The sequence below is a fragment of the Streptomyces sp. NPDC057307 genome, assembly GCF_042667665.1.
GTDB lineage: Bacteria > Actinomycetota > Actinomycetes > Streptomycetales > Streptomycetaceae > Streptomyces.
The window spans coordinates 12,305-34,839 of the sequence record NZ_JBHUZM010000012.1; the positions used below are offsets into that span (position 1 = coordinate 12,305).

Annotated in this window: 18 protein-coding genes; 6 read left to right on the plus strand and 12 right to left on the minus strand. The window is 70.7% G+C overall.

The features are described 5' to 3' along the window. Positions 1-66 precede the first annotated feature (66 nt). The 6 genes from ACFUN8_RS07415 to ACFUN8_RS07440 form a co-directional block, all read right to left on the minus strand. A complete protein-coding gene (locus tag ACFUN8_RS07415; RefSeq protein WP_383632860.1) occupies positions 67-1,122 on the minus strand; it encodes a BMP family protein in 1,056 nt (351 codons plus the stop codon). Between the two features lie 160 nt (positions 1,123-1,282). After that, positions 1,283-2,524 carry an amidohydrolase gene (locus tag ACFUN8_RS07420; RefSeq protein ID WP_383633090.1) on the minus strand — a complete coding sequence of 414 codons (1,242 nt, stop codon included), beginning with the start codon at positions 2,522-2,524 and terminating at the stop codon, positions 1,283-1,285. A 221-nt stretch (positions 2,525-2,745) separates the two neighbouring features. Beyond that, entirely contained in the window at positions 2,746-3,816 is a 1,071-nt protein-coding gene (locus ACFUN8_RS07425; RefSeq protein ID WP_383632862.1) for a hypothetical protein, read from the minus strand. Between the two features lie 5 nt (positions 3,817-3,821). Further along, positions 3,822-4,751, minus strand: coding sequence for an N-acetylneuraminate synthase family protein (locus tag ACFUN8_RS07430; protein ID WP_383632865.1), 930 nt, complete (start codon positions 4,749-4,751; stop codon positions 3,822-3,824). A gap of 10 nt (positions 4,752-4,761) precedes the next feature. After that, entirely contained in the window at positions 4,762-5,982 is a 1,221-nt protein-coding gene (locus tag ACFUN8_RS07435; protein ID WP_383633093.1) for a cytidylyltransferase domain-containing protein, read from the minus strand. Between the two features lie 362 nt (positions 5,983-6,344). Continuing rightward, positions 6,345-7,670 (minus strand): DUF6716 putative glycosyltransferase, encoded by a 1,326-nt coding sequence (locus ACFUN8_RS07440; RefSeq protein ID WP_383632868.1) that lies wholly within the window; start codon positions 7,668-7,670, stop codon positions 6,345-6,347. A 187-nt stretch (positions 7,671-7,857) separates the two neighbouring features. On the opposite strand from ACFUN8_RS07440, the gene ACFUN8_RS07445 reads away from it, so the two are divergent. From ACFUN8_RS07445 to ACFUN8_RS07455, 3 genes are all read left to right on the plus strand, one after another. Beyond that, positions 7,858-8,838 carry a glycosyltransferase family 2 protein gene (locus ACFUN8_RS07445; protein WP_383632871.1) on the plus strand — a complete coding sequence of 327 codons (981 nt, stop codon included), beginning with the start codon at positions 7,858-7,860 and terminating at the stop codon, positions 8,836-8,838. Further along, a complete protein-coding gene (locus tag ACFUN8_RS07450) occupies positions 8,838-10,187 on the plus strand; it encodes a polysialyltransferase family glycosyltransferase (protein WP_383632874.1) in 1,350 nt (449 codons plus the stop codon). Before ACFUN8_RS07445 ends, ACFUN8_RS07450 begins: the two co-directional genes overlap by 1 nt. 169 nt (positions 10,188-10,356) lie before the next feature. After that, positions 10,357-11,154 carry a hypothetical protein gene (locus tag ACFUN8_RS07455; RefSeq protein ID WP_383632877.1) on the plus strand — a complete coding sequence of 266 codons (798 nt, stop codon included), beginning with the start codon at positions 10,357-10,359 and terminating at the stop codon, positions 11,152-11,154. Between the two features lie 26 nt (positions 11,155-11,180). Here ACFUN8_RS07455 and ACFUN8_RS07460 read toward each other — a convergent pair whose 3' ends face one another. The 3 genes from ACFUN8_RS07460 to ACFUN8_RS07470 form a co-directional block, all read right to left on the minus strand. Then, a complete protein-coding gene (locus ACFUN8_RS07460; protein WP_383632880.1) occupies positions 11,181-13,574 on the minus strand; it encodes a glycosyltransferase in 2,394 nt (797 codons plus the stop codon). After that, on the minus strand, positions 13,571-14,989 hold the full coding sequence (locus ACFUN8_RS07465) for a hypothetical protein (RefSeq protein ID WP_383632883.1): 1,419 nt from the start codon (positions 14,987-14,989) through the stop codon (positions 13,571-13,573). The genes ACFUN8_RS07460 and ACFUN8_RS07465 overlap by 4 nt, the downstream gene beginning before the upstream one ends. Positions 14,990-15,425: 436 nt before the next feature. After that, positions 15,426-17,693 carry an MMPL family transporter gene (locus tag ACFUN8_RS07470; RefSeq protein ID WP_383632886.1) on the minus strand — a complete coding sequence of 756 codons (2,268 nt, stop codon included), beginning with the start codon at positions 17,691-17,693 and terminating at the stop codon, positions 15,426-15,428. A gap of 273 nt (positions 17,694-17,966) precedes the next feature. Between ACFUN8_RS07470 and ACFUN8_RS07475 the strand changes: the two genes are divergently transcribed. Next, positions 17,967-18,689, plus strand: coding sequence for a TetR/AcrR family transcriptional regulator (locus tag ACFUN8_RS07475; RefSeq protein ID WP_383632889.1), 723 nt, complete (start codon positions 17,967-17,969; stop codon positions 18,687-18,689). Here ACFUN8_RS07475 and ACFUN8_RS07480 read toward each other — a convergent pair. Both ACFUN8_RS07480 and ACFUN8_RS07485 read right to left on the minus strand, forming a co-directional pair. Then, positions 18,686-19,495 (minus strand): helix-turn-helix domain-containing protein, encoded by an 810-nt coding sequence (locus tag ACFUN8_RS07480; RefSeq protein WP_383632892.1) that lies wholly within the window; start codon positions 19,493-19,495, stop codon positions 18,686-18,688. The two genes, ACFUN8_RS07475 and ACFUN8_RS07480, sit on opposite strands and share 4 nt — an antisense overlap. Before the next feature lie 47 nt (positions 19,496-19,542). Next, a complete protein-coding gene (locus ACFUN8_RS07485) occupies positions 19,543-20,292 on the minus strand; it encodes a DUF6879 family protein (protein ID WP_383632894.1) in 750 nt (249 codons plus the stop codon). Between the two features lie 217 nt (positions 20,293-20,509). Here ACFUN8_RS07485 and ACFUN8_RS07490 point away from each other — a divergent pair, with 217 nt between their 5' ends. After that, positions 20,510-21,478, plus strand: a complete 969-nt coding sequence (locus ACFUN8_RS07490; protein ID WP_383632897.1) for a radical SAM/SPASM domain-containing protein — start codon at positions 20,510-20,512, stop codon at positions 21,476-21,478. Positions 21,479-21,563: 85 nt separating this feature from the next. Then, positions 21,564-21,917, plus strand: coding sequence for a hypothetical protein (locus tag ACFUN8_RS07495; RefSeq protein WP_383632900.1), 354 nt, complete (start codon positions 21,564-21,566; stop codon positions 21,915-21,917). A gap of 12 nt (positions 21,918-21,929) precedes the next feature. Here the strand turns inward: ACFUN8_RS07495 and ACFUN8_RS07500 are convergent, their stop codons facing one another. After that, positions 21,930-22,496 carry an O-methyltransferase gene (locus ACFUN8_RS07500; RefSeq protein WP_383632903.1) on the minus strand — a complete coding sequence of 189 codons (567 nt, stop codon included), beginning with the start codon at positions 22,494-22,496 and terminating at the stop codon, positions 21,930-21,932. Between the last annotated feature and the right edge of the window lie 39 nt (positions 22,497-22,535).

Sequence of the window (22,535 nt, forward strand, 5' to 3'; positions counted from 1 at the left end):
AGGGGGCCGGTTCCGGTGACCGGAGCCCGTAGCGGCGGCTCGCGCCGCCGCTCCGGGCCCGCGGTGCTACGGAGCGGTCTTGACGGTGATCTTGCCGTCGATGATCTCCTGCTTGGCCTTGTCCACGGCGGCGGTCACGTCGGTCATCTTGACGTAGGCCGGGTTGGTGTCGGTGAGGCCGACACCTTCCTTGTCCAGGCCGTACCGGATCTCACCGTTCTGCGGCTTGCCGTCGGCGACCGACTTGATCAGGTTGTACACCGCGTCGGAGACATCCTTGGTGGCCGAGGTCAGGATGCTGTCCTTGTACTGGGCGAGACCGGCCTGCTGGTACTGGTCGGAGTCGACGCCGATGCTCCACTTTCCGGCGCCCGCGGCCGAGACCGCCTCGATCGAGCCGGAGCCGGCCAGACCGGCCGCCGCGTAGATCACGTCGGCCTTCTTGTCGAGCTGGCCCTGGGCGGCGGCCTTGCCCAGGTCGGGCTTGGAGAAGCCCTCGAAGTTCGGCGGCTGGGTCAGATACTGCGAGAGCACCTTCACCGACGGGTCGGTGTCCTTGACGCCCTGGGCGTAGCCCGCCTCGAACTTCTTGATCAGCGGGGTCTCGACGCCACCGATGAAACCGACGGTCTTGGACTTGGTGGTCTTGGCCGCGGCGACACCGGCGAGGTAGGAGCCCTGCTCCTCGTTGAAGACCATGTTGGCGATGTTCTTACCGGTCACCGACGAGTCGTCGATGATGCCGAAGGTCGTCTTGGGGAACTTCGGGGCGACCTTCTTGATGGCCGGCGCGTAGGCGAAGCCCACACCGATCACCGGGTTGTTGCCCGAGCGGGCCAGCTCGGTCAGGCGCTGGATCTTGTCCGCGTCGGCCTCGCCGTCGGACGGCTCGGCGTCGTTGCCCTTGACCTTGAGGTCCTTCTCGGCCTTCACCAGACCCGCGTACGCGGCGTCGTTGAAGGACTGGTCACCGCGGCCACCGATGTCGTACGCGATGGCGACGCTCTTCTCCTTCGAGTCGGACGCGGCGTCCGAGGAGGAGGTGTTGCCACACGCGGTGGCGGTGAGCGCAAGCGCCGCGGATGCGACGCCTACGGTTGCGATCCTGGTGATCCGGCGCAAGGGAGGCTCCTTCAAAAGCGACCTAGGGCGCCTCTTCCGGCGCTGGTTTCGCGGCGATCGTAACGCGCGTAGATGTCAGTTAAAGACCCGTACGGAAGCTGTTATCGGATCGTCGCGAACAGGACCCGCCACGTCTGATTACGAGAAAGGGCACGGCCGGTTACGAACGGTCGCCGTCGATCAGCGCGGCGGCGGTGAAAAGCTCCACACCGACCTGAATCGCCCGTTCGTCCGCGTCGAAGTCCCCCCGGTGCAGATCGCGCCGCGAGGTGTCCCCCGGAGTCCGTACGCCCAGCCGCGCCATCGCGCCGGGGACCTGCTCCAGGTACCAGGAGAAGTCCTCGCCGCCGAGGCTCTGCTCGGTGTCCTCGATCGACTGGGCGCCGCGGCGCGCGGTCTGCGCGTCGCGCAGCAGCTCGGCCACCACCAGGTCGTTGACGACCGGCGGCACCCCGCGCACATAGTTGATCTGGGACTTGGCGTGGTAGAGCGCGGAGATCTCGTCGATCGCGGCGTGCACCAGGTCCGGCGCCTCGCGCCAGGACTTCAGGTCCAGGCAGCGGACGGTGCCGGACAGTTCGGCGTGCTGCGGGATGACGTTGCAGGCGTGGCCGGCGGCGATACGGCCCCAGGTGAGCGCGAGTCCGGACCGGGCGTCGACGCGGCGGGCCAGCAGCGCGGGCACCTCGGTGGCGACCTTCGCGGCGGCGGTGACCAGGTCGGTGGTCAGGTGCGGGCGGGCGGTGTGGCCGCCGGGGCCGTCGAGGGAGACCTCCAGCCGGTCGCAGGCGGAGGTGATCGGGCCGGTGCGCAGGCCGATGGTGCCGACGTCCACGCGCGGGTCGCAGTGGACCGCGATGATCCGGCCGACGCCCTCCAGGACACCGGACTCGATCGCGTCGAGCGCGCCGCCGGGCAGCACCTCCTCGGCGGGCTGGAAGATCAGCCGGACCGGGTGGGGCAGCAGGCCCTCACGGGCGAGTCCGGCCAGGACCAGGCCGGCGCCGAGGACGGCGGTGGTGTGGACGTCGTGGCCGCAGGCGTGCGCCCGGTCGGGCACGGTGGAGCGGTAGGCCACACCGGTTTTGGTGTCCGGGATGGGCAGGGCGTCGATGTCCGCGCGCAGGGCGAGCATGGGGCGGCCGGGCGCGGCCCCCTCGGGAACGCCGATGTCGCAGAAGAGTCCGGTGCCGGTGTTGAGTACCCGCGGCGCGAGGCCGGCCGCCTCCAGGCGGTGCTTGAGCGCGGCGGTGGTACGGAACTCCTGGTTGCCCAGCTCCGGATGCATGTGCATGTCTCTGCGGAAGGCGATCAGCTCGGTACGCAGCGTTTCGGGCAGCGTGCCGGGCAGCGCTGCCGCGCTGGGCTCACCGGAGAGGTCGGCTTCGGACTCGCGGGACATCAACTGGTTCACCTGTTGAAGGGTAGGCCCCCGGAGGGGGCAACTGCCCGACGATCAACAAAACTTCAGCCCGAAAGGCGTAAGAAAACCGGGCGGTGAGCGAATAGCCGCTCGGCGGCGTGGGTAAGCTCGCCCCTCCGTCGTGGGACGACGACGGAACGTGACGTCCCACTGGCCGATTCCGGCCACCCGCCGATTCCGGGCTGCGGCTGCCCGCCGCCTCACGCGGGGGCGGACAGCCTCGGCAGCCTGTGTACGTCCCTGGCCGTCCCGGTGACACCGGACAGGAAGCCGTGCGCGCGCGGCGAGGCGTTGTCCTTCAGCCACTCCGGTGCGATGTCCCACACGGCCACCCGCACGCCCGTACCGGCGAGCGCGAGCGGCAGGGTGTGCACGACCGTCGACGGGAAGCTGAGGACGGTCGACCCGATCGGGCCGCGCCGGGCGATCAGCTCCAGCGGCAGGTCGGGCCGTACGATCTCCAGGCCCGTCTCCGTGGCGAGCCGGTGCAGTTTCTCCACGCTCTCCCTGCGGTGCGCGAAGTACCGCGTCGCGCCGTGGCCGCGGGCGAGCGAGCCGACCGCCTTCACATACTGCTCCAGGTCGACCACGCCCGTCTCGACGAGCGAGGTGCCGACCATGTCGGCGCCCTTGGAGATCCGGGGCGGCCCGAAGGTGGCCTTGGTCCACTCGAACGTGTTGGCCGTGACCGTGATGCCCGGCGGTGCCTCCACGGGCATCGAGGTGAAGACCTCGACGCTGCGGGTGCGCGAGGGCGTGAGCCGGCGCCGCGCGACGGCGGAGACCGGCGCGAGCACCAGCTCGCGCGGCCCGCGCCTGCCGCCGCGCCGGTGCCAGCGCACCAGCGGTTCACCGTGCACGAGTTGCGCGATGAACTCCATCGTCGCCGTCCCGTCGTCCACGACGGTCAGCTCCTTGCTGCTGACGAGGGTCAGCAGCAGCTGTACGTAGCGGGAGAACGGGTCGCCGATGACGATCCGCTCCGCCTTGCGCAGCAGCGGAGCCAGCTCCCGTATCGTCCGCAGCGGCGCGCTCGCGCCGCCGCGGGCCTCCTGCCAGCGCACGGCGAAGCCCGCGTCGCGGGCCAGCTCGGCCATCCGCCGGAGCTGGCCGCGTGACATGGGGTCGGTGGGCGACAGGACGACCACGGTGAGTTCCGCACCGGTCACGCTCGCCCGTGCCCACTCCAGCACGTTCAGGAGTTGGACCGGGCTCTCCACGAATGCGATGGCGCGAGGGGACGGGGTGCGTACCCCGGAGGGACGGCTCATGGCTGTCAGACCGCCACGGGCTGTGCGCCGTCCGCGGCTTCGGCGACGACACCGGTGACACGGCGGAGCTTCTTCATCGGGCCCAGCTCCGACTCGTACACCTTCTTGACGCCGTCACCGAGGGACGCCTCGATGGTGCGGATGTCGCGCACGAGGCGGGTGAGGCCCTGCGGCTCGACGGAGGCGGCCTGGTCGGAGCCCCACATGGCGCGGTCGAGGGTGATGTGACGCTCGACGAAGGCGGCGCCGAGGGCGACGGCGGCGAGGGTGGTCTGGAGACCGGTCTCGTGGCCGCTGTAGCCGATCGGCACGTTCGGGAACTCGGCCTGGAGGGTGTTGATGACCCGCAGGTTCAGCTCCTCGGCCTTGGCCGGGTACGTCGAAGTGGCGTGGCAGAGAAGGATGTTCTCGCTGCCCAGCACCTCGACCGCGTGGCGGATCTGCTTCGGCGTCGACATGCCCGTGGAGAGGATGACGGTACGGCCGGTGGCGCGCAGGGCGCGCAGCAGCTCGTCGTCGGTGAGGGACGCGGAGGCCACCTTGTGGGCGGGCACGTCGAACTTCTCCAGGAACGCGACGGCCTCGGTGTCCCACGGGGAGGCGAACCAGTCGATGCCGCGCTTCTTGCAGTGCGCGTCGATCGTGGCGTACTCGGCCTCGCCGAACTCCACGCGGTGGCGGTAGTCGATGTACGTCATACGGCCCCAGGGGGTGTCCCGCTCGATGTCCCACTGGTCGCGCGGGGTGCAGATCTCCGGGGTGCGCTTCTGGAACTTGACGGCGTCGCAGCCGGCCTCGGCGGCGGCGTCGATCAGCGCGAGCGCGTTGTCGATGTCGCCGTTGTGGTTGATGCCGATCTCACCGGTCACGTAGACGGGGCGGCCGGGTCCGGCGGTGCGGGTACCGAGCGTGCGCAGGCGGGAGTTGGTGCTCATCAGGGGGTCCTTAGCTGGTCGAGATATCAGTGGGGGCGCTGTCGTGGGGATTCGCGGGGGTGTTGACGTCCAGACCTGGACCGAGGAGCCAGGTGGCGATCTCGCGGATCGCCCCGGCGCCGCCGGGGGTCGTCGTGACGGCGCGCGCCGCCGCGCGTACCGCGTCGTGTGCGCTCGCGACGGCCACCGGCCAGCCCGCGAGCGCGAAGCACGGAAGGTCGTTGACGTCGTTGCCGACGTACAGCACCCGCTCGGGTGTGACTCCGTGCTCGTCGCACCACTGCTTCAGTGCGAGGTCCTTGCGGTCGATGCCGTGGAGCACCGGCACGCGCAGCTTGCGGGCGCGTGCGGCGACGACCGGGTTCTGCTCGGTGGAGAGGATGAGCAGTTCCAGGCCGGCGCGGCGGAGGGCGGCGATGCCGAGGCCGTCACCGCGGTGTACGGCGACGGTCTCGCGGCCCTCCGAGTCGACGAGCACCCGGTCGTCGGTCTGGGTGCCGTCGAAGTCCAGGACGACCGCGTCGATGTCGGCGCGGCCGGGGAGCGCGGGGGTGTCCAGGAGCGGCGCGAGGGCGCGGGCCCGCTCCAGGTCGTGCGGGTCGTCGATCTCCAGCACGCGCTCGGGGTCGGTGCTCACCAGTTCGGTGCGCCCGAAGAATCGGTGTCCGGCCTCGCGGAAGCCGTCGGCGCGCATCGCGTAGGCGGCGCCGGTCTCCAGGAACTCCTGGGGGCGGTCCTGCCTGCGGGGTCGGTTCGACTTGTCGTGGTTGACGCCGAAGCCGTCGCTCTCGGAGCGCCAGATGAAGCCGTGGGTCGGCGCGACGGTCAGCGCGCTGTCGGCGCCGCCGTCGGTGACGGCGGACACGACGCCGTCGAGGTCGCCGGGGGTGATGAAGGGGCTGGTGCACTGCACGAGCAGGACCACGTCGGTGTGGTGCGCGGCGCCGCGCGTCGCGCCGTACGCGTCCATCGCGTGCAGGACGGCGGCCTCGCTGGTCGCGGTGTCGCCCGCGATGGCGGCCGGGCGCAGGACGACCTCGGCGCCGGCGGCGCGGGCGGCGTCGGCGATGGCCGCGTCGTCCGTGGAGACGACGACGTCGGTCACCTGCCGGGCGGCCCGGCAGGCCAGCACGGCGCGTACGACGAGCGGGACACCGCCGACCTGGGCGAGGTTCTTGGCGGGGACGCCCTTGGATCCACCGCGGGCGGGGATCACGGCGAGGACGGTCATGGACGGGTCTCCTTGGTTCACTGCGTGCTGTTGCCGCGCCGGGTGACCGGCCGCCGCGCCGGGCGGCGTGTGCTCGGCCCAGCCGGACCACCCGTAACCGGCGAGTACGTCGGCCGGGAGGGGCCGACGGCGTACGCGAGGGCCGGGGTTGGGTACAGAGGTCGCGCCGTGCGGCGCGCGGTCGGCGGGCACCGATCCGTCGGCCGCCGACGAGGGCACGTCGCCCGCGGCGGGCCCGGCCGCGCGCGCGTCGTGCGGCCCGGGCGCGGAGCCCGCGGGCTCGCCACCCGCTGCCGCCGCGGCGGCGGGGACGCCGGTCGCCGACTCGTCGCTCGCCGCGCTCGTGCCCGGCACGGGCCCCGTCACAGGTCGCCCATCCGGCGGATGACCGGGGCCACGCGCTGGACGCCGTGGCGGTAGGCGCCGCGCGCGGCCGCGCGGACGGTGTCGCGGACGACACGGCGGACGCCGGTCGTGCCGGCCGCCGCGGTGCGGTTGGACGCCGTCAGCGGGTGGCCGTCGGGCGCCAGGTGGTAGCGGGCGAGCAGGCCCGGCAGATAGCCGGGCGCGGTGGTCGCCGTGTAGTACGGAGTGATCGGCGGCAGTTGGCCGTCGGCGAGCAGCTTCGCGACGCGCTCGCGGGCCGAGTCGAACGCGGAGGCGTAGCTGCCGTCGGCGGCGACGCCCTGCCGGTCCGCCCAGACGGCGTCGGCCCTCGGCCGCTGCCCGCCGTCGAGCTGGTCCCAGGAGGCGAGGCAGCCGGAGCCGATGAAGTGGTGGTTGCCGAGCGGTTCGCGGATGCCGAGGTCGGTGAGGATCGCGGTGGGGATCCGGCGGTGCAGGGACTCCAGCGCGGCCGTGGAGGAGACGGTGACGAGCAGGTCGGTGCCGTCCAGGACCTCGCCCATGTTCCCGTACACCAGGCGGAAGTTGGGCGGCAGGCCGCCGGGGACCTTCTCGGCGAGGCGCTGGTACGGGAACTCCTCGACGTGCGTGGTCTGCTCCCCCACGCGGCTGCGCAGCTTGAGCAGGACCTCGCGGCGCGGGTGCAGTCTCGCGTGCTCGACCAGCCGTCGCAGCAGGTACGCGCGGTCGGCGCGGGTCAGCGGGACGGACGGCTGGGCCGCGAAGACGACCGTGTCCCTGCCCTCCTCGGGGGTGTACCGGGCGCCGCCGAGGAAGGGCAGCGCGGCCTCGGTCACGGAGTCGGACCCGGCGCCCACGCCCTCGTACACCGCGCGGAAACGCTGGGCGTCGTGGCGGGAGTTGGCGAGGACGATGTCCGCGCCGTGGCGCAGCAGGAGTCCGTCGGACAGCTTCTCGTAGACGACGCCGACGTAGCCGGTGACGAGGGCCGGCCGGTCGGGCAGGTCCAGCGCGGATATGCCGTGCAGCATCGCCTGGACGGCGCCGCCGACCAGGGCGAGGACGACGACGTCGTACGTCTCCTCGCGCAGGACGTCCAGGAACTCCGTCCCGGTCATCTCGCGCAGCGCGTCGGCCTCGGCCCCCACCTCCTCCAGCTGACGGGCGGTGGGGGTCGCTCGTCCGCGCAGCAGGAAGCCGCTGAGCTCGATGTCGCGGTCGTCGGGTGCGATGCGGCGCGCGGTCAGCGCGCCCCACTTCCACCGTGTGTCGGAGTCGGCGAGCACGGCGACCCGGACCGCTTTGCTGGTACGTGATGGCACGTGTTGGACGTTAGGAAGGCATTCCGATTGGCGGCCCAACGCAACAGCAATAAAGGGTTAACAGCGGGTCGACAGCGAGCGAAATGGCCCAGGAACGGACCGGGTTAACCATTCGGCCATCCGTCGTTCACCTCGCATCCGCGCGGATGTCGGAACGAATGCCGGGCCGCCGCCTAGCGTCACGGAGGTGGTCAAGCTCTCTGTCGTCGTGCCGTTCTACAACGTGCAGACATACGTCCCCGAAACCCTTCGAAGCCTCGCCGCGAACACCAGGGAGGATTTCGAGTTCCTGCTCGTCGACGACTGTTCGACCGACGGCACCCTGGACCTTCTGCGGCGGGCCGAGCGCGAACTGCCCGGCGCGGTCCTGCTGAGACACGAGAAGAACGGCGGACTGGCCACCGCGCGCAACACCGGTCTCGACGCGGCGCGCGGTGAGTACATCACCTATCTCGACGGCGACGACTGGGCGGTGCCGGGCTACTACGAGACTCTGCTGGCCACCATCGAGGGCCTGGGCTGCGACTTCGTCCGTACCGACCATGTCCAGTTCACCGGCCGGGCCCGCACGGTGCACCGGGTCCCGGTGGGCCCCCGCGGCGAGGTCCTGAAGCCCCGCGGGACGATCCTGCCGGCCGACAGGACCACGTCGGTGGATTACGCGTACGCCTGGGCCGGCATCTACCACCGGCGGCTCGCCGACCGGGGCCTGCTGCACTTCACGGACGGGCTGCGGACCGCCGAGGACCGGCCGTGGATCTGGCGGCTGCACCGCGAGGCGGAGTCCTTCGCGGCCGTGGGGCTGCTGGGGATCTTCTACCGGCGCGGCGTCGCCTCGTCGCTGACGCAGATCGGCGACGTACGTCAGCTGGACTTCATCCGCGCGTTCGACCAGGTGATCGAGGAAACGGCGGCGGACCCCGAGGGCGAGCGTTTTCTGCTGAAGGCCGTACGAACATATCTGGCCATCATTTCGCACCACTTGGGGGCGAAGGAACGATTCGAACCGGCCGTGGCACGGAAATTGCGCACCATGAGCGCAGCCGCCATGAAACGGCTGCCGCAGGACGTACTGAGAGAAGCGCTGAACTCGATGGACCTGGACCGTTCGACCCAACTGCGCAGGCTGCGCAGGCGCCAGGGCACGACCGGGAAGGCGGCGGCCTGATGAGCACCCTCTCCCCCGCCCGTACGACGCGTGTCTTCTACGCCTCCACCCTGTACGGCGCCGCCACCCTGGCCGCCGCGCTCGACGCCGGGCTGTTTCCGGCCGTCGACCGGACCGTCCTGGTCGTGAGCAACAACGCCGGTACGCCCGAACTGACCCCGGCCGTCCATGAGATGCCCGGGTTCGAGGGGCTGCGCCACCGCTTCGACGACGTGCTGTCGTGGAACGAGACCATCGCGCCGTTCCATCCCGGCGGCTGGGTGCCCCGGGAGGACGATCTGCCGATCTGGGAGCGCCATCTGCGGCTCGCCTGGGGCCTGGGCGACGACGCGGTCGAGCTGGTCCTCGAATCGATCCAGGTCAGCCCCGCGCTCACGCTCGCGGAGATCTTCACGGCCGCCCGGATCGAGGTGTACGCGGACGGACTGATGAGCTACGGCCCCACCCGCAACCGGCTCGACCTCCAGGTCGGCGCGCGCATCCGCCGGCTGCTGCACCTCGATCTCGTACCGGGTCTGGTGCCGCTGCTGCTCACCGAGTTCGGGGTCCCGTCCGAGACGGTGCCGACGGCGGACTTCCTGCGGGTACTCGACCAACTCGCCCACAGCGCGGCGGACTTCGAGGCGCCCGACGTACCGCCCGCGCTGCTGCTCGGGCAGTACCTCTCCACGCTCGGTCTCATCACCGAGCGCGAGGAGGAGGAGCTGCACCTGCGGATGCTGCGGGGCGTGGTCGAACTCGGCCATACGCAGGTGGTGTTCAAACCGCACCCCACCGCTCCGGCCGTCTGGTCGCGGCGGCTGGAGGAGGAGGCGGCGAGGCTCGGCGCCCGGCTGACCGTGCTGGACAGCCCGGTACTCGCCGAGGTGCTGTACCGGCGGCTGAAGCCGGCCCTGGTCGTGGGCTGTTTCTCGACGGCGCTGTTCACGGCGTCGGCGTTCTTCGGCATCCCGGTGGCCCGCACCGGCACGGACATGCTGCTCGACCGGCTCACCCCGTACCAGAACAGCAACCGCGTACCGGTCACGCTCGTGGACGCGCTCGTCCCGCCGCTGGACGACGACGGTACGTACCGGCCCGAGCCGCACCCCGCCGAGCTGGTCGCGGCCGTCGGTTTCGTGATGCAGCCGCAGTTGCACCCGGAGCTGCGGGCGGCGACGGAGACCTTCCTCGCCGGACGCCTGGACCCGCACACGCTGCGGTACTTCAAGCGGCGCCGGCTGACCACGCTCGGGCTGCCGGGCGCGGTCGGCCCCCAGCTCGTCCGTATCCCGCAGAACGCGGCGGCGCAGCGCGTGGTGCGCCGCGCGAGGCGGCTGCGCCGGGCGGTACTGCGGCTGCGCGCGTAGTCGATGCCTGCCACGGCGCGCGCAGTCAAGGCTTTGCGACGGCGCGCCTAGGTGCAGCAGCCCGATATCACCTCTGTCACTCTTTTGGACGATAGTGAACTTTTGATCCATTTGGTGGTACTTCGCGGAAAGTTGCGTCCTCAACCGCTTCCGCCGCGTTGATAGCCATGTGGAACCACGTGAACTCTGGGATCGGAACAGCGTCCTCGCCGAGGCCTTCTGCGCCAGCGACGAGCAGGTGCGGCAGGCCCAGGCCGTACTGGACGAGGCACAGGCGGAGCGGAGCCGTACGCTCGCCGCGTTCGCGGTCACCGTCGGCAACGACGGGGCCGTCGCGGATCTGATGGGTCTGCACGAGCGCGAGGTGCGGATCGCACGGCGCACGGTGGGCAAGAGCGACGCGCGCAGCGTCGCCGAGGAGCTGCTGGACCGCTACCCGCAGGCCCACACGCAGCCGATTCCACAGGCACAGACGCAGGCACAGGCGCAGACGGCCGCCGCGACGCCGCCGCCCGTGCAGCAGCCGTCGGAGGAACCTTTCTCCGAGCAGGCGTACCAGCAGCAGACCCCCCGGGCCGCTCCGGCGGAGGTGCATCTGCCGCACCCCCGTACCGAGAGCGGCGGCCCGCTCCAGGAGATGGCCCAGCACCAGGACTTCGCCTCCCCCGTGCTCCACGCGTCCGAGGCCGAGACCAACCCGGTGGTCTGGTCCGCCAGCATGGACTCGGTGCTGCTCTGGAGCTGGCAGTCCGGCCTCGACCTCCAGACGGTGGCGGGCGAACTGGGCCTGGACATCCGGGCGTTGCTGCTACGTGTCCAGGCCCTGGCCGACAACGGGATGCTGACGCCGTCGGCCACCCAGAGCGCCGAGGCGAACCGGGCGGGCCGACACCGCAGACACCACGAGGAGGCGTACGCGGCGCTGTTCAGCCCGACCGCCACGTTCCCCTCGCCGGTGCATTACTGACGGAGCGTCAGCTTTCTGGGGGCGCGTCAGGACCCCAGGATCGCCCGCAGGTCCGCCGCGTTGGACTGCGTCACCTTCCACAGCTCCTGCTGCCTGCCGTGCACATCGGCCACCGACCCGGCGTGGTCGTCCAGCAAGCCCAGGGCCCGCTCCGTGAGCAGCGCCCCGAGGTTCTTGTCATGGACCGAGACACCCCACTCGGGCCGGTCGATGTCGCGGAGGAAGTACGCCATCTTCGGGTGCGAGATCAGCGAGATGATCGGCGTGCCGCAGCCGAACGGGATCATCCCCGCGTGGCCGCGCATGCCGATGACCAGCTTCGTACGGGCGTAGGTGTCCCTGATCGCGTCGTTGTCGAAGTCGTACATCGGGATGACCGGCAGCGAGATGTCGTGCTCGCGCCGCAGGTCGAACGCGATCTTCTCGTCGTCCAGCGAGTGCGCCACGCACTGGACCTCGGTGTGCGCGCCCAGCGCCCGTACGGCCTTCGCCATCTCGGCGAGGAAGTGGTCGTAGTCGTGGCCGAAGCGCAGCCCCGCCCGGTCGTACGCGGCGTTGATCATGACGGTGTTCTCGCGCTGCCCGGGGGCGGGGTCGGTCCAGCCGTCGATCAGCTGCCGGGTGACCGTGGTCGGGCAGGGCTGGAAGCGCACCTTGTCGTGGAGCGAGGTGGGCAGCAGGGAGCGGACCTTCTCGATCGAGCCGTGGTTGCGGAGCGCGAAGAAGGCGCTGCGCTCGACGAGTTGGCGCAGGGAGGAGTTGAATCGCCCGGCGCGGTAGGACTGGCCGTCGAAGGCGTTGAAGCCGACCGCGTACACGACGATCGGTACGTCGATGCCGTTCAGGTGCTCGTCGGGGACGTTCCACTGCCAGGCGCTGTTGCCGTTCGGCGCGGTGTCCGGGATGAAGAGTCCGCCGCCGCCGATGACCAGGCCGCGCCGCTCGTTGACGCGCTTCAGCGCGGCCTTGTCGAAGAGGCGGTGGGCGTGGATCGAGTGCCAGCGGGCCGGCCCCGTCTCGGTGTCGGCGCCGCCGTTCGCGCCGGTGCTGGTGCCGACCGCGAGCCGTACGGACTCGGGCAGCAGCTTGTCGCCCGCGTTGCCCTGCTGCGGCATGTAGAAGGCCACATGGGCGAGTTGGTCCTCGGCGGCGCCTTCGCGCGGGGCCGGCAGGTCGTGGCCCCGGGTCCGCAGCCGCATCAGCCGGTTGGACCGGTGCGTGGGGTCGACGGCCAGGCCCCGCATCGCGAACTCGTGTGCCGCCGTGTCGTCGCCGTGGATCCAGGCGATCTGCGCGAGCCGCCCGAAGGACGTCGCGGCGCGGACGGGCGAGCCCGCCGCGAGGTGCAGTTGGACCTTGGCCTCCTCGTACCGGGAGACGCTCATCAGGGCGTGCCCCAGCACCTCGTGCGGCCAGGTGTCGTCGACCGGGATGTGCACGCTGCCGAGGATGTCGGCGGCTTCCTGGAACCCGCCCGCGTTGATGTGCGCGTGGGCGACCTTGCGGGCGCTCTCGACGTCCCCGGTGCGCGCGACGTGCTCGGTGCCGTACTTGACGACCAGATCGTGGTGCATGGTGCCGGACACGGCCATGTACGCGGCGTAGAACTCCGCGTCCGTCAGGTCGAATTCGCGCCAGCGGTCCTCGGCCTGCGTGTATCCGGCCTCGCCGCCCTGCCACGGCTTGTGGCGGCCGGTGAAGTGCAGGATCGCGGTGTCGTCGGGCACGGGCTTGTCGCCGGAGAGCCGCCGCTTGACGAAGTTGTAGCGCGAGTCGAGCTGGACGAAGTCGCCGTCGAGCACGGAGTTGAGGATGCCCTGGTCGTGCTTGTCCAGCTCGTAGTCGCCGCTGCGGCCCGTGGCGTCGATCCGCGCGCAGAACTCGTCGCTCAGATACTCGCGCTGGATGACCAGCAGTCCGCTGTTGAGCTTGTGCTGCCCGTAGAAGAACTGCGGGACGGCGGCGAGTCCCTCGCGCAGCTGGAGCAGCTCGGTGAGGTCGCCGAGGACCACCATGTCGGTGTCGAGGGTGATGACGGTGTCGTAGTCGCGCAGCCGGAAGACGTCGAGGATGAAGTACGCCTTGCGGACCAGGTAGTTCTCCTGGTCGCCCTTCTCGTAGCTGTCGTAGCGCGCGGCGTCGACGCGGTGGAAGCGCACCCTCGGGTGCAGCGCCCGGATCGAGGCGACCGACTGGGGCCGCAGGTCGTCGTGGAGGACGACGAAGTCCTCGCACACACCGGGGTTGGACAGCGCGAGGCTGCGCAGCAGCGCCAGGAAGCCGTCCAGATAGTTCTCGTCGACGAAGGACGCGAAGGCCAGACGTCGTTTGCCGGTGAGGGCGTTGGCGGACAGCGGCGCGGTGGTGGACAGCGGCGCGTTCACGGCGGGCCCGGCCGGGGCGTGGGGGGTGGCGGTCATCGCAGGGAGATCCTCGTGTCGGTCACGCTCTGGGCGCGTTCCATGACCCACGCCTTTTCGCTGGTGTACTCGTGCACGGACGTGATGGGCATCCGCATCGCTTCCTTGAGGCGGTAGGCGCCGCTCTCGTAGAAGTCGAAGCCGATCAGGTCGAGCTTCGGGCTGGCGTCCAGGAAGTCCAGCAGCCAGAGCATGTTGAAGCCGCTGGTCGGGATGGCGGGCCACGCGTCGTTGCCGACGCGGCCGATGTTGCGCAGCGGCCAGCGCAGCGACTCGTCGTTGACGTAGGTCTGGGCGCCGGGCACGAGCCGGTTGCGCAGTGAGTTCTTCCAGTCGCCGCTGAGGCCGCCGAAGACCAGCCGGGTGGTGACCTTCTGGTCCCAGTTGAAGCCGTGCTTGTGGATCGAGGCGTGGATGTCGGTCCGCCTGCCGGTGGCCGGCGCGTCGATCTTGTACGAGTTGAAGCGGACCACCAGGTCGTACGCGTCGATCTCGGCGCCGAGCGAACCGCGCCCGACGCTCTGCGAGTTGGCGATCAGACAGATGGACTTGCCCGCGATCTGGTTGCGGAACTCGCCCAGGGTGAGCCACTGGACGTCGCCGAAGGTCGGGTCGGGGACCGGGCCGCGCTGCCGGTTTCGGCGCATCTCGCCGTAGAGGGCGGCGAGTTGGCGGTTCTCCTCGACCGGCCCGCCGTGGGCGAGGCGCAGGTCGAGGTACTGCCCGATGGACACCTGAAGGTCCGTCACCGGGCTGCCGTCGCCGCGCATCGCGAGCAGCGCGCCGATCAGCCGCGGCTCGGCGCCGGCGCGGTCGCCCGCGTCGTGCAGCGCGACGCCGTCGGCCCAGATGTCGGTGGCGGGACCGTCCGCGTACACCGACGCCTGGGGGCAGCCGCGTTCGAGCAGCCGCAGCAGCTCGTCCTGCTGCTCACCGGCGCTGTGCAGACCGGCGATCCGGGGAGCGACGCCGAAGCCGTCCTCCTCGGTCAGGGCGAGGTAGCGCTCGTACGCGGCGATGGTCGCGGGCTCGTCGCCCATGGCCTCCAGCGTGCGGGCGCGCAGCCGCCAGCCGGCCCGCGAGTTCTTGCGCTGGGTCAGCACGGCGTCGCTGATGAGCAGCGACAGCTTCAGCTCGTCGCCGTACCCGCACTCCAGGGCCTTGTTGCCGACGGCCAGCAGCGCGTCCAGCAGCTCCCCGCTCAGCGAGCCGGCCGTCCCGGTCGTCCCGGCGACCACTTTCTTGGCCGCGCGCCGGATGAGCGGCGTGGTGGCGGGCGCGGCCTGGGCGCTCTCGCCGGGGCCGGAGGCGTGGGCGGCGAGCACGAGTCGCAGTTTCTCGGCGAGTTCGCCGCGCCTGCGGTCGAGGCTGCCGACCATCTTCCCGCTGTGCACGGCGCAGGCACGCAGACACACGTCAAGCTCTGTCGGCGTGATCCGGTCCCCCCGACCCGGGACTTGCCCGGCCCCGTCGGGCGGCCCCGCAGGACTGTCCCCGTCGCGCGGCCTGAGCCATCGGTTGCGGACCTTCGTCATGGTGCTCCCAGCGTCTGTCTGCCCGCGATCAGGTTGCGGGTCGGCGACAGGCTAGGAAACCCGCGCGACGGGAAGGTGAACTGACTGCGTCGGCAGGAGGAACGGGTGGAGCCTGAAAAATGGGCGCGCGGGATTGGGCGGGATTGCGCGGGATGTGGACCGCTGGGTGCGGGCTCGGACCGTCGGGCGTCGGGCCCACCGGGCGGCGCGGGGCGAGGTCCGGCGGCGGGGCCGTAGGCGTGGCCCGACCCGACCGTGCCCGCCTCTTCGGAGGGAGAGGCGGGCACGGTGGAGTGCGGTGCGGTGGGACTGGCGGCTAGCTCTTGACGTACGGAGACTCCGCCACCGGCTGCTCGGGCTCCGGCTCGGACTCGGCTCCGGCCGCGGCGGGCGACGGCGCGGGGCCGCCCTCGCTGAGGCCGTACCGCCCGTGGAACTTCCGCAGCAGGGGCGGCGCGTACCAGGCCGAGCGGCCGAGCAGCCGCATCGCCGCGGGGACGAGCACACCGCGTACGGCGACGGCGTCGATGAGGATCGCCAGTCCGCTGCCCAGGCCGAACATCTGCATGAAGCTGACCTTGGCCGTGCCGAAGGCGAAGAAGCTCACCGCGAGCAGGCACGCCGCCGCGGTGACGATACGTCCCGTGTGGCCCAGGCCGTTGGTCACGGCGGACTCGTTGTCCTCACCCTCGTCGTGGAGTTCCTTGATCCGGCTGGTGACGAACACCTCGTAGTCCATCGAGAGGCCGAAGGCGATGACGAACATCAGCACCGTCATGGACGCTTCCATCGGCTGCGGTGTGACACCGAGCAGGGAGGCGAGGTTGCCGTCCTGGAAGATCCACGTCATGACGCCGAGGGTCGCGCCGAGGCTGATCACATTGAGGACCAGTGCGCGCAGCGGCTGCACGACGCTGCCGGTGAAGAGGAAGAGCAGGACGAAGGTGGTGACGGCGACCAGGGCCAGGGCGATCGGGATCTGGCCGCTGATGGAGTCCTTGGAGTCGACCAGCTCGGCGTCGGTACCGCCCACCAGGGGCTCCGCACCGGCGGGGGCCCCGACCGTCCGCACGTCCTTGACCAGGCTCTGGGCGTCGTCGGACTTCGGTTCCAGGTCGCTCACCACGTTGAGCCGCTGCGCGTCGGGGCGGCTGAGGGCGGCGTTGCCGGGGGCGTCGCCGGGGCCGGGCGCCGCGGGCTTTCCGTCGACGTAGGTCCCGGTACCGGCCTCGACGCGTACGACACCGTCCAGCCCGGACAGTTCCGCGGCGTACGACTCCAACGGGGCCTCGCCCACGGCCTTGTCGAGCACGACGTGGATGGCCGCGTCGTCGTTGCCGTTGAACTTCTCCCGCAGCACCGACGAGACCTGACGGCTCTCGGCGCCCTCGGGCAGCACCCGTTCGTCCGGCGTGCCGAGGGTGATGCCCAGCAGCGGGCTCGCCGCCAGCAGCAGCACCGCGAGCACGGGCAGCGCGGTGATCGCGGGGCGCCGCATGACGGTGCGGGCCAGCCGTCCCCACAGGGGCGTACGGGTCTCGACGCGCGCCTTCTTCGCCCAGGGCAGCCGCCCGTTGTTGACCTTGTGGCCGAGGACGACGAACAGCGCCGGCATCACGAACAGGGTGCTGACGGCCGCGATGGCGACGACTCCGACCCCGGCGTAGCCGAACGAGCGGAGGAAGTACTGCGGGAACACCAGGAGCGCGGCGAGCGCGACCGCCACCGTGGCGGCGGAGAACGCGACCGTACGGCCCGCGGTGCGCACCGTGTGCCGTACGGCGTCGTCGACGCTCGACCCCGTCGCGAGCTGCTCCCGGAACCGGCTGATCATCAACAGGGCGTAGTCGATGCCCAGTCCGAGGCCCAGCGCGGTGGTCAGGTTGGTCGCGGAGTTGGAGACGTCGGTGACGCCGCCGAGGAGGGCGAGTTCGGCGAACGTACCCGCGATGGCGATCGTTCCGATGACCAGCGGCAGCAGGGCCGCGACGACGCTGCCGAAGACGACGAGAAGCAGGATGAGGGTCAGCGGTACGGCGATGGCCTCGGCCAGCAGGAGGTCCTTGGGCACCTGCGTCGACATGTCGGCACCGACCGCGGTGCCGCCGCCGGCCTGGATGGTGAGCCCGCCCTCGTACTCGCCCTTGTACTTGTCGATGATGGTCTTGGCGTGCTTCTCCTGCTCGGTGGTGTCGCCCTTCACATGGGCGAGCACCATGGCCTCGCGGCCGTCCTCGGAGCGGAGGTCGGGGCTGTCCGTCTCCCAGTAGGAGACGAGGTTGTCGAGATCCTTCTCCGCCTTGAGGTCGGCGACGAGCGCCTGGCCGCTCTTCTCGGCGGCCGGGCTGTCGACACGGCCTTCCCCGGCGCGGACCAGCAGGATCAGGTTGGTCTCCCCGCCGAACTTCTCCTCGATGACCTTTCCGGCCCGGCTGGACTGGGAGGCCGGGTCGTCGTAGCCGCCGCCCTTCAGCACACTGAACGCGCCGGCGCCGACGGCGCCCATGAGGGCCACGGCCACGGCGGCGACGACGAGTACGAGCCGGGCCCGGCGGATCGCCAGTTCGGCTATGCGTTCAAACACGCGCGCGTTCTCCTTCTGGATGTTCACGATGAAACGGGGTGAAAACGGCATGGCGCAGCCGCGGTTGGGATGGGGGTGACCGGCGCGCCGCTCCAGCGGGGTTCTTGGCCCCGGTGAGGAGGTGGGTGCGGTGTCGGTTTCGGTGCCGGTGTCGCACTCTTCGTCGCCGCGGGAGACGTTAGCGAGGCGAGGAAAGATTTGGCAGTGTTAGATTTTCCTCACACCTGGCGACTTCTTGATGCCCGGCGAGGGCCGGCGCCGTACGGTCGCCGTATGCCCACAGACGAACGCGCGCCGACACCTTCCCTGCGCGAGCGGCGCAGGGCCGCCGCCACCCGGGAGATCCTGGACGCCGCCGAGTCCCAGATCACCGAACACGGCCCCACGGCCCTGTCCCTGCGAGCGGTGGCCCGCAGTCTCGGCATGACGGTGCAGGCGCTCTACCACTACTTCCCGAGCCGGGACGCCCTGATCACCGCGCTCATCACCAAGGCGTACGACGACCTGGCCGACGCCGTCCAGACGGCCGTCGACACCGCGCCGGACGACTCGGACACACCACGCCTGGTGACCGCGGCCGAGGGCTACCGCCGCTGGGCCATCGACCACCCCGAGCTGTTCCAGCTCCTCTACGGAACACCGCTGCGGCACTACGAGGCACCCCTCGACGGCCCCACCACCCGGGCCATGGTCCGCATGGGCGCGATCTTCGAACGCGAACTGTTCGACGGCTTCACCGCCCCCCAACTCGCCGCCGCGGACGCCACCACGCCCTCCCCGTTCCTCCCCCCGGCCGGCACGGGAGCCCTGCCGCCCCCCGCGTCGGCGCTGCTCATGAGCGCGTGGGGCCACATGCACGGCCTGGTCATCCTGGAGGTCTTCGGCCACACGGCCTTCCTCGGCGACCACCAGGCCGGAATCTTCCACATGGCGATGCACCACCTGCTCAAGGACGTCCACGGCCGGATCCCGGCGGCGGGGGACGTTTCCGACTAGGTCGCGTCGGGCCGGAGTTCGCGCCGTACGCGGGAGATGACGTGGTGGGCGTCGGCGCCGTAGACGGCGGACGCCTGGAGCGAGTCCCAGGCGCGCTCGTAGGTGGCGATGCCGACGGCGTCGTCTATCCACAGCTCGGCGTGCCAGTCCTCGACGATGACGAGCCTTTTGTCGAAGATCCAGAAGCCGTTGGCGGGCGGAATCTTCAACGGGGCACCGAACGGAATGATCCCGAGCTCCACGGTGTCCATACCGATCACGCCCGTCAGCCGGTCGAGCTGTGCGGCGAGTACAGCGGGTGGGCAGACCAGAGCGTGCAGGGCCGCCTCCCACATGACGATCCGGTACCTGCCACCCGGCTCGTACAGACCGACCTGCCGTTTCATGCGTGCACGCACGGCGTCCTCTATGTCGCGCGGCGACTGATGCAGGTTGGCGTAGCGGGTGAAGATGTGCCGCGCGTAGTCGGCGGTCTGCAGCACCCCGACGATCATCGCCCCTTCCCAGGCGCGAAAGGTCTCCGTCCGGGCGAACTCCGCGTTGAGCGTCTCCTGTACGGCCCGATGGCCGGAGGCCAGTTGGCGACGCCAGGACCGCGTGTGGGACTCCAGAGCGGCCAGCCGCGAGGTGAGTTCCGCACCCGCGCTCGGATGTGCGGTCTCGTGTGCCCATCGACGCAGGTCGTCGGCTGTCGCGGTCTGCTTCCCGTTCTCAAGCTTGCTCACCTTGGACTGCGGCCAGCCAAGGCGCTCCGCGAGCTGCAACCCGGTGAGATCGCCCGCCTTGCGCAGTTCGCGAAGCCTCATACCCAGGGCTTCGCGAGCCACTTGATAGTCACTCACCGGGTCACTGCCTATTCTGCGGCTGCTACCTCTGCCGCGAACACTTCGTAGGGGACGGCGGAATGAAGCGCGGCATCACGCGCCTGTGCGTAACGCAGCACCGCCACCGGCTCCGTGATCAGCTCGACGTCGATCAGGTTGTCATCGGCGTCGAAGTTGAGCAGAGCGACGAGCCGCGAGTCGAGGATCCAGAAATCCTCGTCGGGCAGGCGAAGCCCGTCGGTGTCACCGCGTCGCAGGATACGGATGTCCTCACCGACCGCGCTGTTCCGCCTGGCGTTGTCGAGGAGATACAACTGCCCGGTGGTCGGCGGGTTGTCGACGATGCGCACCCTCCCGAACGTCTTGCCGAGCGCGACCTGCTCGCGGCGCTCGTCGCACCATTCGACGTCGACGCCGTCCCACTGAACGGGCTCACCACGGGTGAACTGGGCGTAAGTCTCGGTGACTTCGTCCGAGCCGTACCGGCGACGGGTTTCGAGCCGCCAGGCGGTGTGCTTGAAGGTGGTGAACAGCCCGTCGAAGGCCGCCAGATCGATGATGTGCCGGGTGCGATCCTTGGGTCCGAAGTCGGCGAGGAGTTCTCGTGGCACGACGATGGCCGTCTCTCCGGCGGAGAGATGCTGAAGCTGTGCGATGTCGTCGGGCTCGGCAAGCGGCGGGCCGTGCACGATGACCTCTCCCGTGTCCAGATCCTCATGGACGGACGGACACCCGTTGACGCCCGAGCCGGTTCCGTTGAAGCGGAGTCGACGCACCATGACCATGTCCTTTCGTGGGACGGCTGATCCATCCAGCATGATCGGGCGCGCGGTCCCGCACTACAGCCTCTCTTCGCCTTCAGGAGAATGACGGCGAATAACGGAAACTTCCCGGGAATATTCGAGAATGATTCACGGCGCTCGCCGCGCCCCCTCCCTAGCGTCCTGCTCGTGGCACCTCCGGACGCCCCCCGTCCGCCGAGCGAAATGAGCGACCATGGGCTATCTGCGCCCCACCTTCGCGTGGCTGGAGATCACCGGCCTCTGCAACGAGAACTGCCGCCACTGCTATGCCGGTTCGTCGCCGCAGGGCGACCACGGCAGCATGACCGTGGCCGACTGGCGTCGTGTCATCGGTGAGCTGAAGGGCATGGGCGTGCGCAACGTCCAGTTCATCGGCGGCGAACCCACCCTGCACCCGGCGCTGCCCGAACTCATCCGGCACGCCGTCGCCAACGGCATGCGGATCGAGGTGTTCTCGAACCTGTCCCACGTCAGCGACCCGGTGTGGGCCGCGCTTCAAATCCCCGGCGTGCGGCTGGCGTTCAGCTACTACAGCGACAACCCCGCCGACCACGACGACGTGACCATGACCCGCGGCTCGCACGCCCGGACCCGGGCCAACGTGGAGAAGGCGAGGAGCCTCGGCATCCCGTTACGGGGCAGCGTCATCGGCGTACTCGAAGGGCAGCGCGGCGAGCAGGCCCGTGGCGAGCTGCTGCGACTCGGTGTCCGCGACGTACGGACGGACCGCATCCGCCCGTTCGGCCGGGGCGCGGACGGCAAGGACCCGAGGATGGACCGGCTCTGCGGGCGCTGCGGGCGGGGCAAGTTCGCCGTCTCGCCGGACGGTGACGTGTGGCCCTGCGTCTTCGCCCGGTGGATGCCGCTCGGCAACGTACGGGAGCGCGGCCTGTCCGACATCTACCTCGGGACAGCGATGCGCGCCGCCCGAGCGGAACTTCAGGCGGTGTTCCCCGGCACCGAGGTCTCCATGTCCCCCACCTGCCTGCCCGACTGCGGCCCGTCGTTCGAGTCGTGCGCCCCGCAGACCGCCTGCGCACCGGACGCCAGGTGCGGCCCGACGGAGGACGACGAGTACGCGGGGCGGGCGGGTGGGGTCATCGGCGCGCCCGGGCGTTCCGTGCGGTACTACGACCCCGGCGTCTCAGGCACCGACTGCTGAGACCGGCGGACCCGGCCCCCGCCTCCTCCCGTCCGGTACCGTCGTCGCTGCCCGTTCCGGATCGTGCGCAGGGAGCAACCCCGTCATGAGCAGTGAACTCCTCTATGTGGCGCGGCGCGACGCGTACGCCGCCTTCCTCACCGCCGCCGACGCCGAGTCCCACGTGGCCTGGCACCGGCTGGACGGCCGGTTCGTCGACGGCGCGGCGGCGGTGGCCGCCGTCGACGCCGCGTACGCCGCGACCCGGGCCGCGTTCAACGTCATCGCCGTCGAGGGGGTCGGGCCGGTCGAGGAAGCCCGTGGGGCGCTGGAGCTGCTGGCCGCGATGCACAAGGACGGCGGCCTGGCACCTGACTGGAAGGCGTTCAAGGTCGCGCGTGAGGGCTTCCTCGTCGCCGCGGCGGACTTCCTCAGGTCCTCGCGCGACCAGGCGTCGTGATGCCGCCCCTGCTCACGGGCTGCGGGTCGCGATGATCGTTGAGCTGGTGGGTGTGGTGAGTACTTCGGTCGCGTTCAGGGCCGGATGCGTGAGGTAGAACAGCCGGAGCTCGTCCACCTCGCCCTCGAAGCGCGGCGGCCAGTGCGGGGAGGGCGTGAAGTCGTCCAGGAGGAGAAGGCCGCCGGGGGCCAGCAGTTCCACGACTCGCTGGGCGTCGTCGCGTTTGCCGCCGCCGTCGCAGAAGAAGACGTCGAAGGGGGCGTGCCGTTCAAGGAGCCGCCAGTCGCCGGTGAGAACGTCGACGCGCTCGTCGTCCCCGAAGACGGCGGTCGCCCGGCGGGCCAGGTCCTCGTCGCGTTCCACGGTGAGCAGGCGCGCGCCGGCGCCGAGGCCGCTGTGCAGCCAGGCGGTGCCGACCCCCGTGCCGGTGCCGCTCTCCGCGATGACTCCGTCGGGCTTCGAAGCGGCGGCCAGCCGGAGCAGCCTGCCCACCTCGGGGATGCAGCTCTTCTTGAATCCCGCCTCGGAGGCGATACGCTCCGCGGCCACCACACGAGCCGGAACCGCACGTTCAGTCATGCTCACTCCCCTTCGCCTGTTCCGCCCGGTCTCGAACTG

Coding starts and splice junctions, on each gene's coding strand:
- ACFUN8_RS07435 (WP_383633093.1), bottom strand. CDS start 5,982: ATGACCGTCCTCGCCGTGATCCCCGCCCGCGGTGGATCCAAGGGCGTC.
- ACFUN8_RS07430 (WP_383632865.1), bottom strand. CDS start 4,751: ATGAGCACCAACTCCCGCCTGCGCACGCTCGGTACCCGCACCGCCGGA.
- ACFUN8_RS07475 (WP_383632889.1), top strand. CDS start 17,967: ATGCCCACAGACGAACGCGCGCCGACACCTTCCCTGCGCGAGCGGCGC.
- ACFUN8_RS07420 (WP_383633090.1), bottom strand. CDS start 2,524: ATGTCCCGCGAGTCCGAAGCCGACCTCTCCGGTGAGCCCAGCGCGGCA.
- ACFUN8_RS07500 (WP_383632903.1), bottom strand. CDS start 22,496: ATGACTGAACGTGCGGTTCCGGCTCGTGTGGTGGCCGCGGAGCGTATC.
- ACFUN8_RS07425 (WP_383632862.1), bottom strand. CDS start 3,816: ATGAGCCGTCCCTCCGGGGTACGCACCCCGTCCCCTCGCGCCATCGCA.
- ACFUN8_RS07480 (WP_383632892.1), bottom strand. CDS start 19,495: ATGAGGCTTCGCGAACTGCGCAAGGCGGGCGATCTCACCGGGTTGCAG.
- ACFUN8_RS07495 (WP_383632900.1), top strand. CDS start 21,564: ATGAGCAGTGAACTCCTCTATGTGGCGCGGCGCGACGCGTACGCCGCC.
- ACFUN8_RS07485 (WP_383632894.1), bottom strand. CDS start 20,292: ATGGTGCGTCGACTCCGCTTCAACGGAACCGGCTCGGGCGTCAACGGG.
- ACFUN8_RS07460 (WP_383632880.1), bottom strand. CDS start 13,574: ATGACCGCCACCCCCCACGCCCCGGCCGGGCCCGCCGTGAACGCGCCG.
- ACFUN8_RS07490 (WP_383632897.1), top strand. CDS start 20,510: ATGGGCTATCTGCGCCCCACCTTCGCGTGGCTGGAGATCACCGGCCTC.
- ACFUN8_RS07450 (WP_383632874.1), top strand. CDS start 8,838: ATGAGCACCCTCTCCCCCGCCCGTACGACGCGTGTCTTCTACGCCTCC.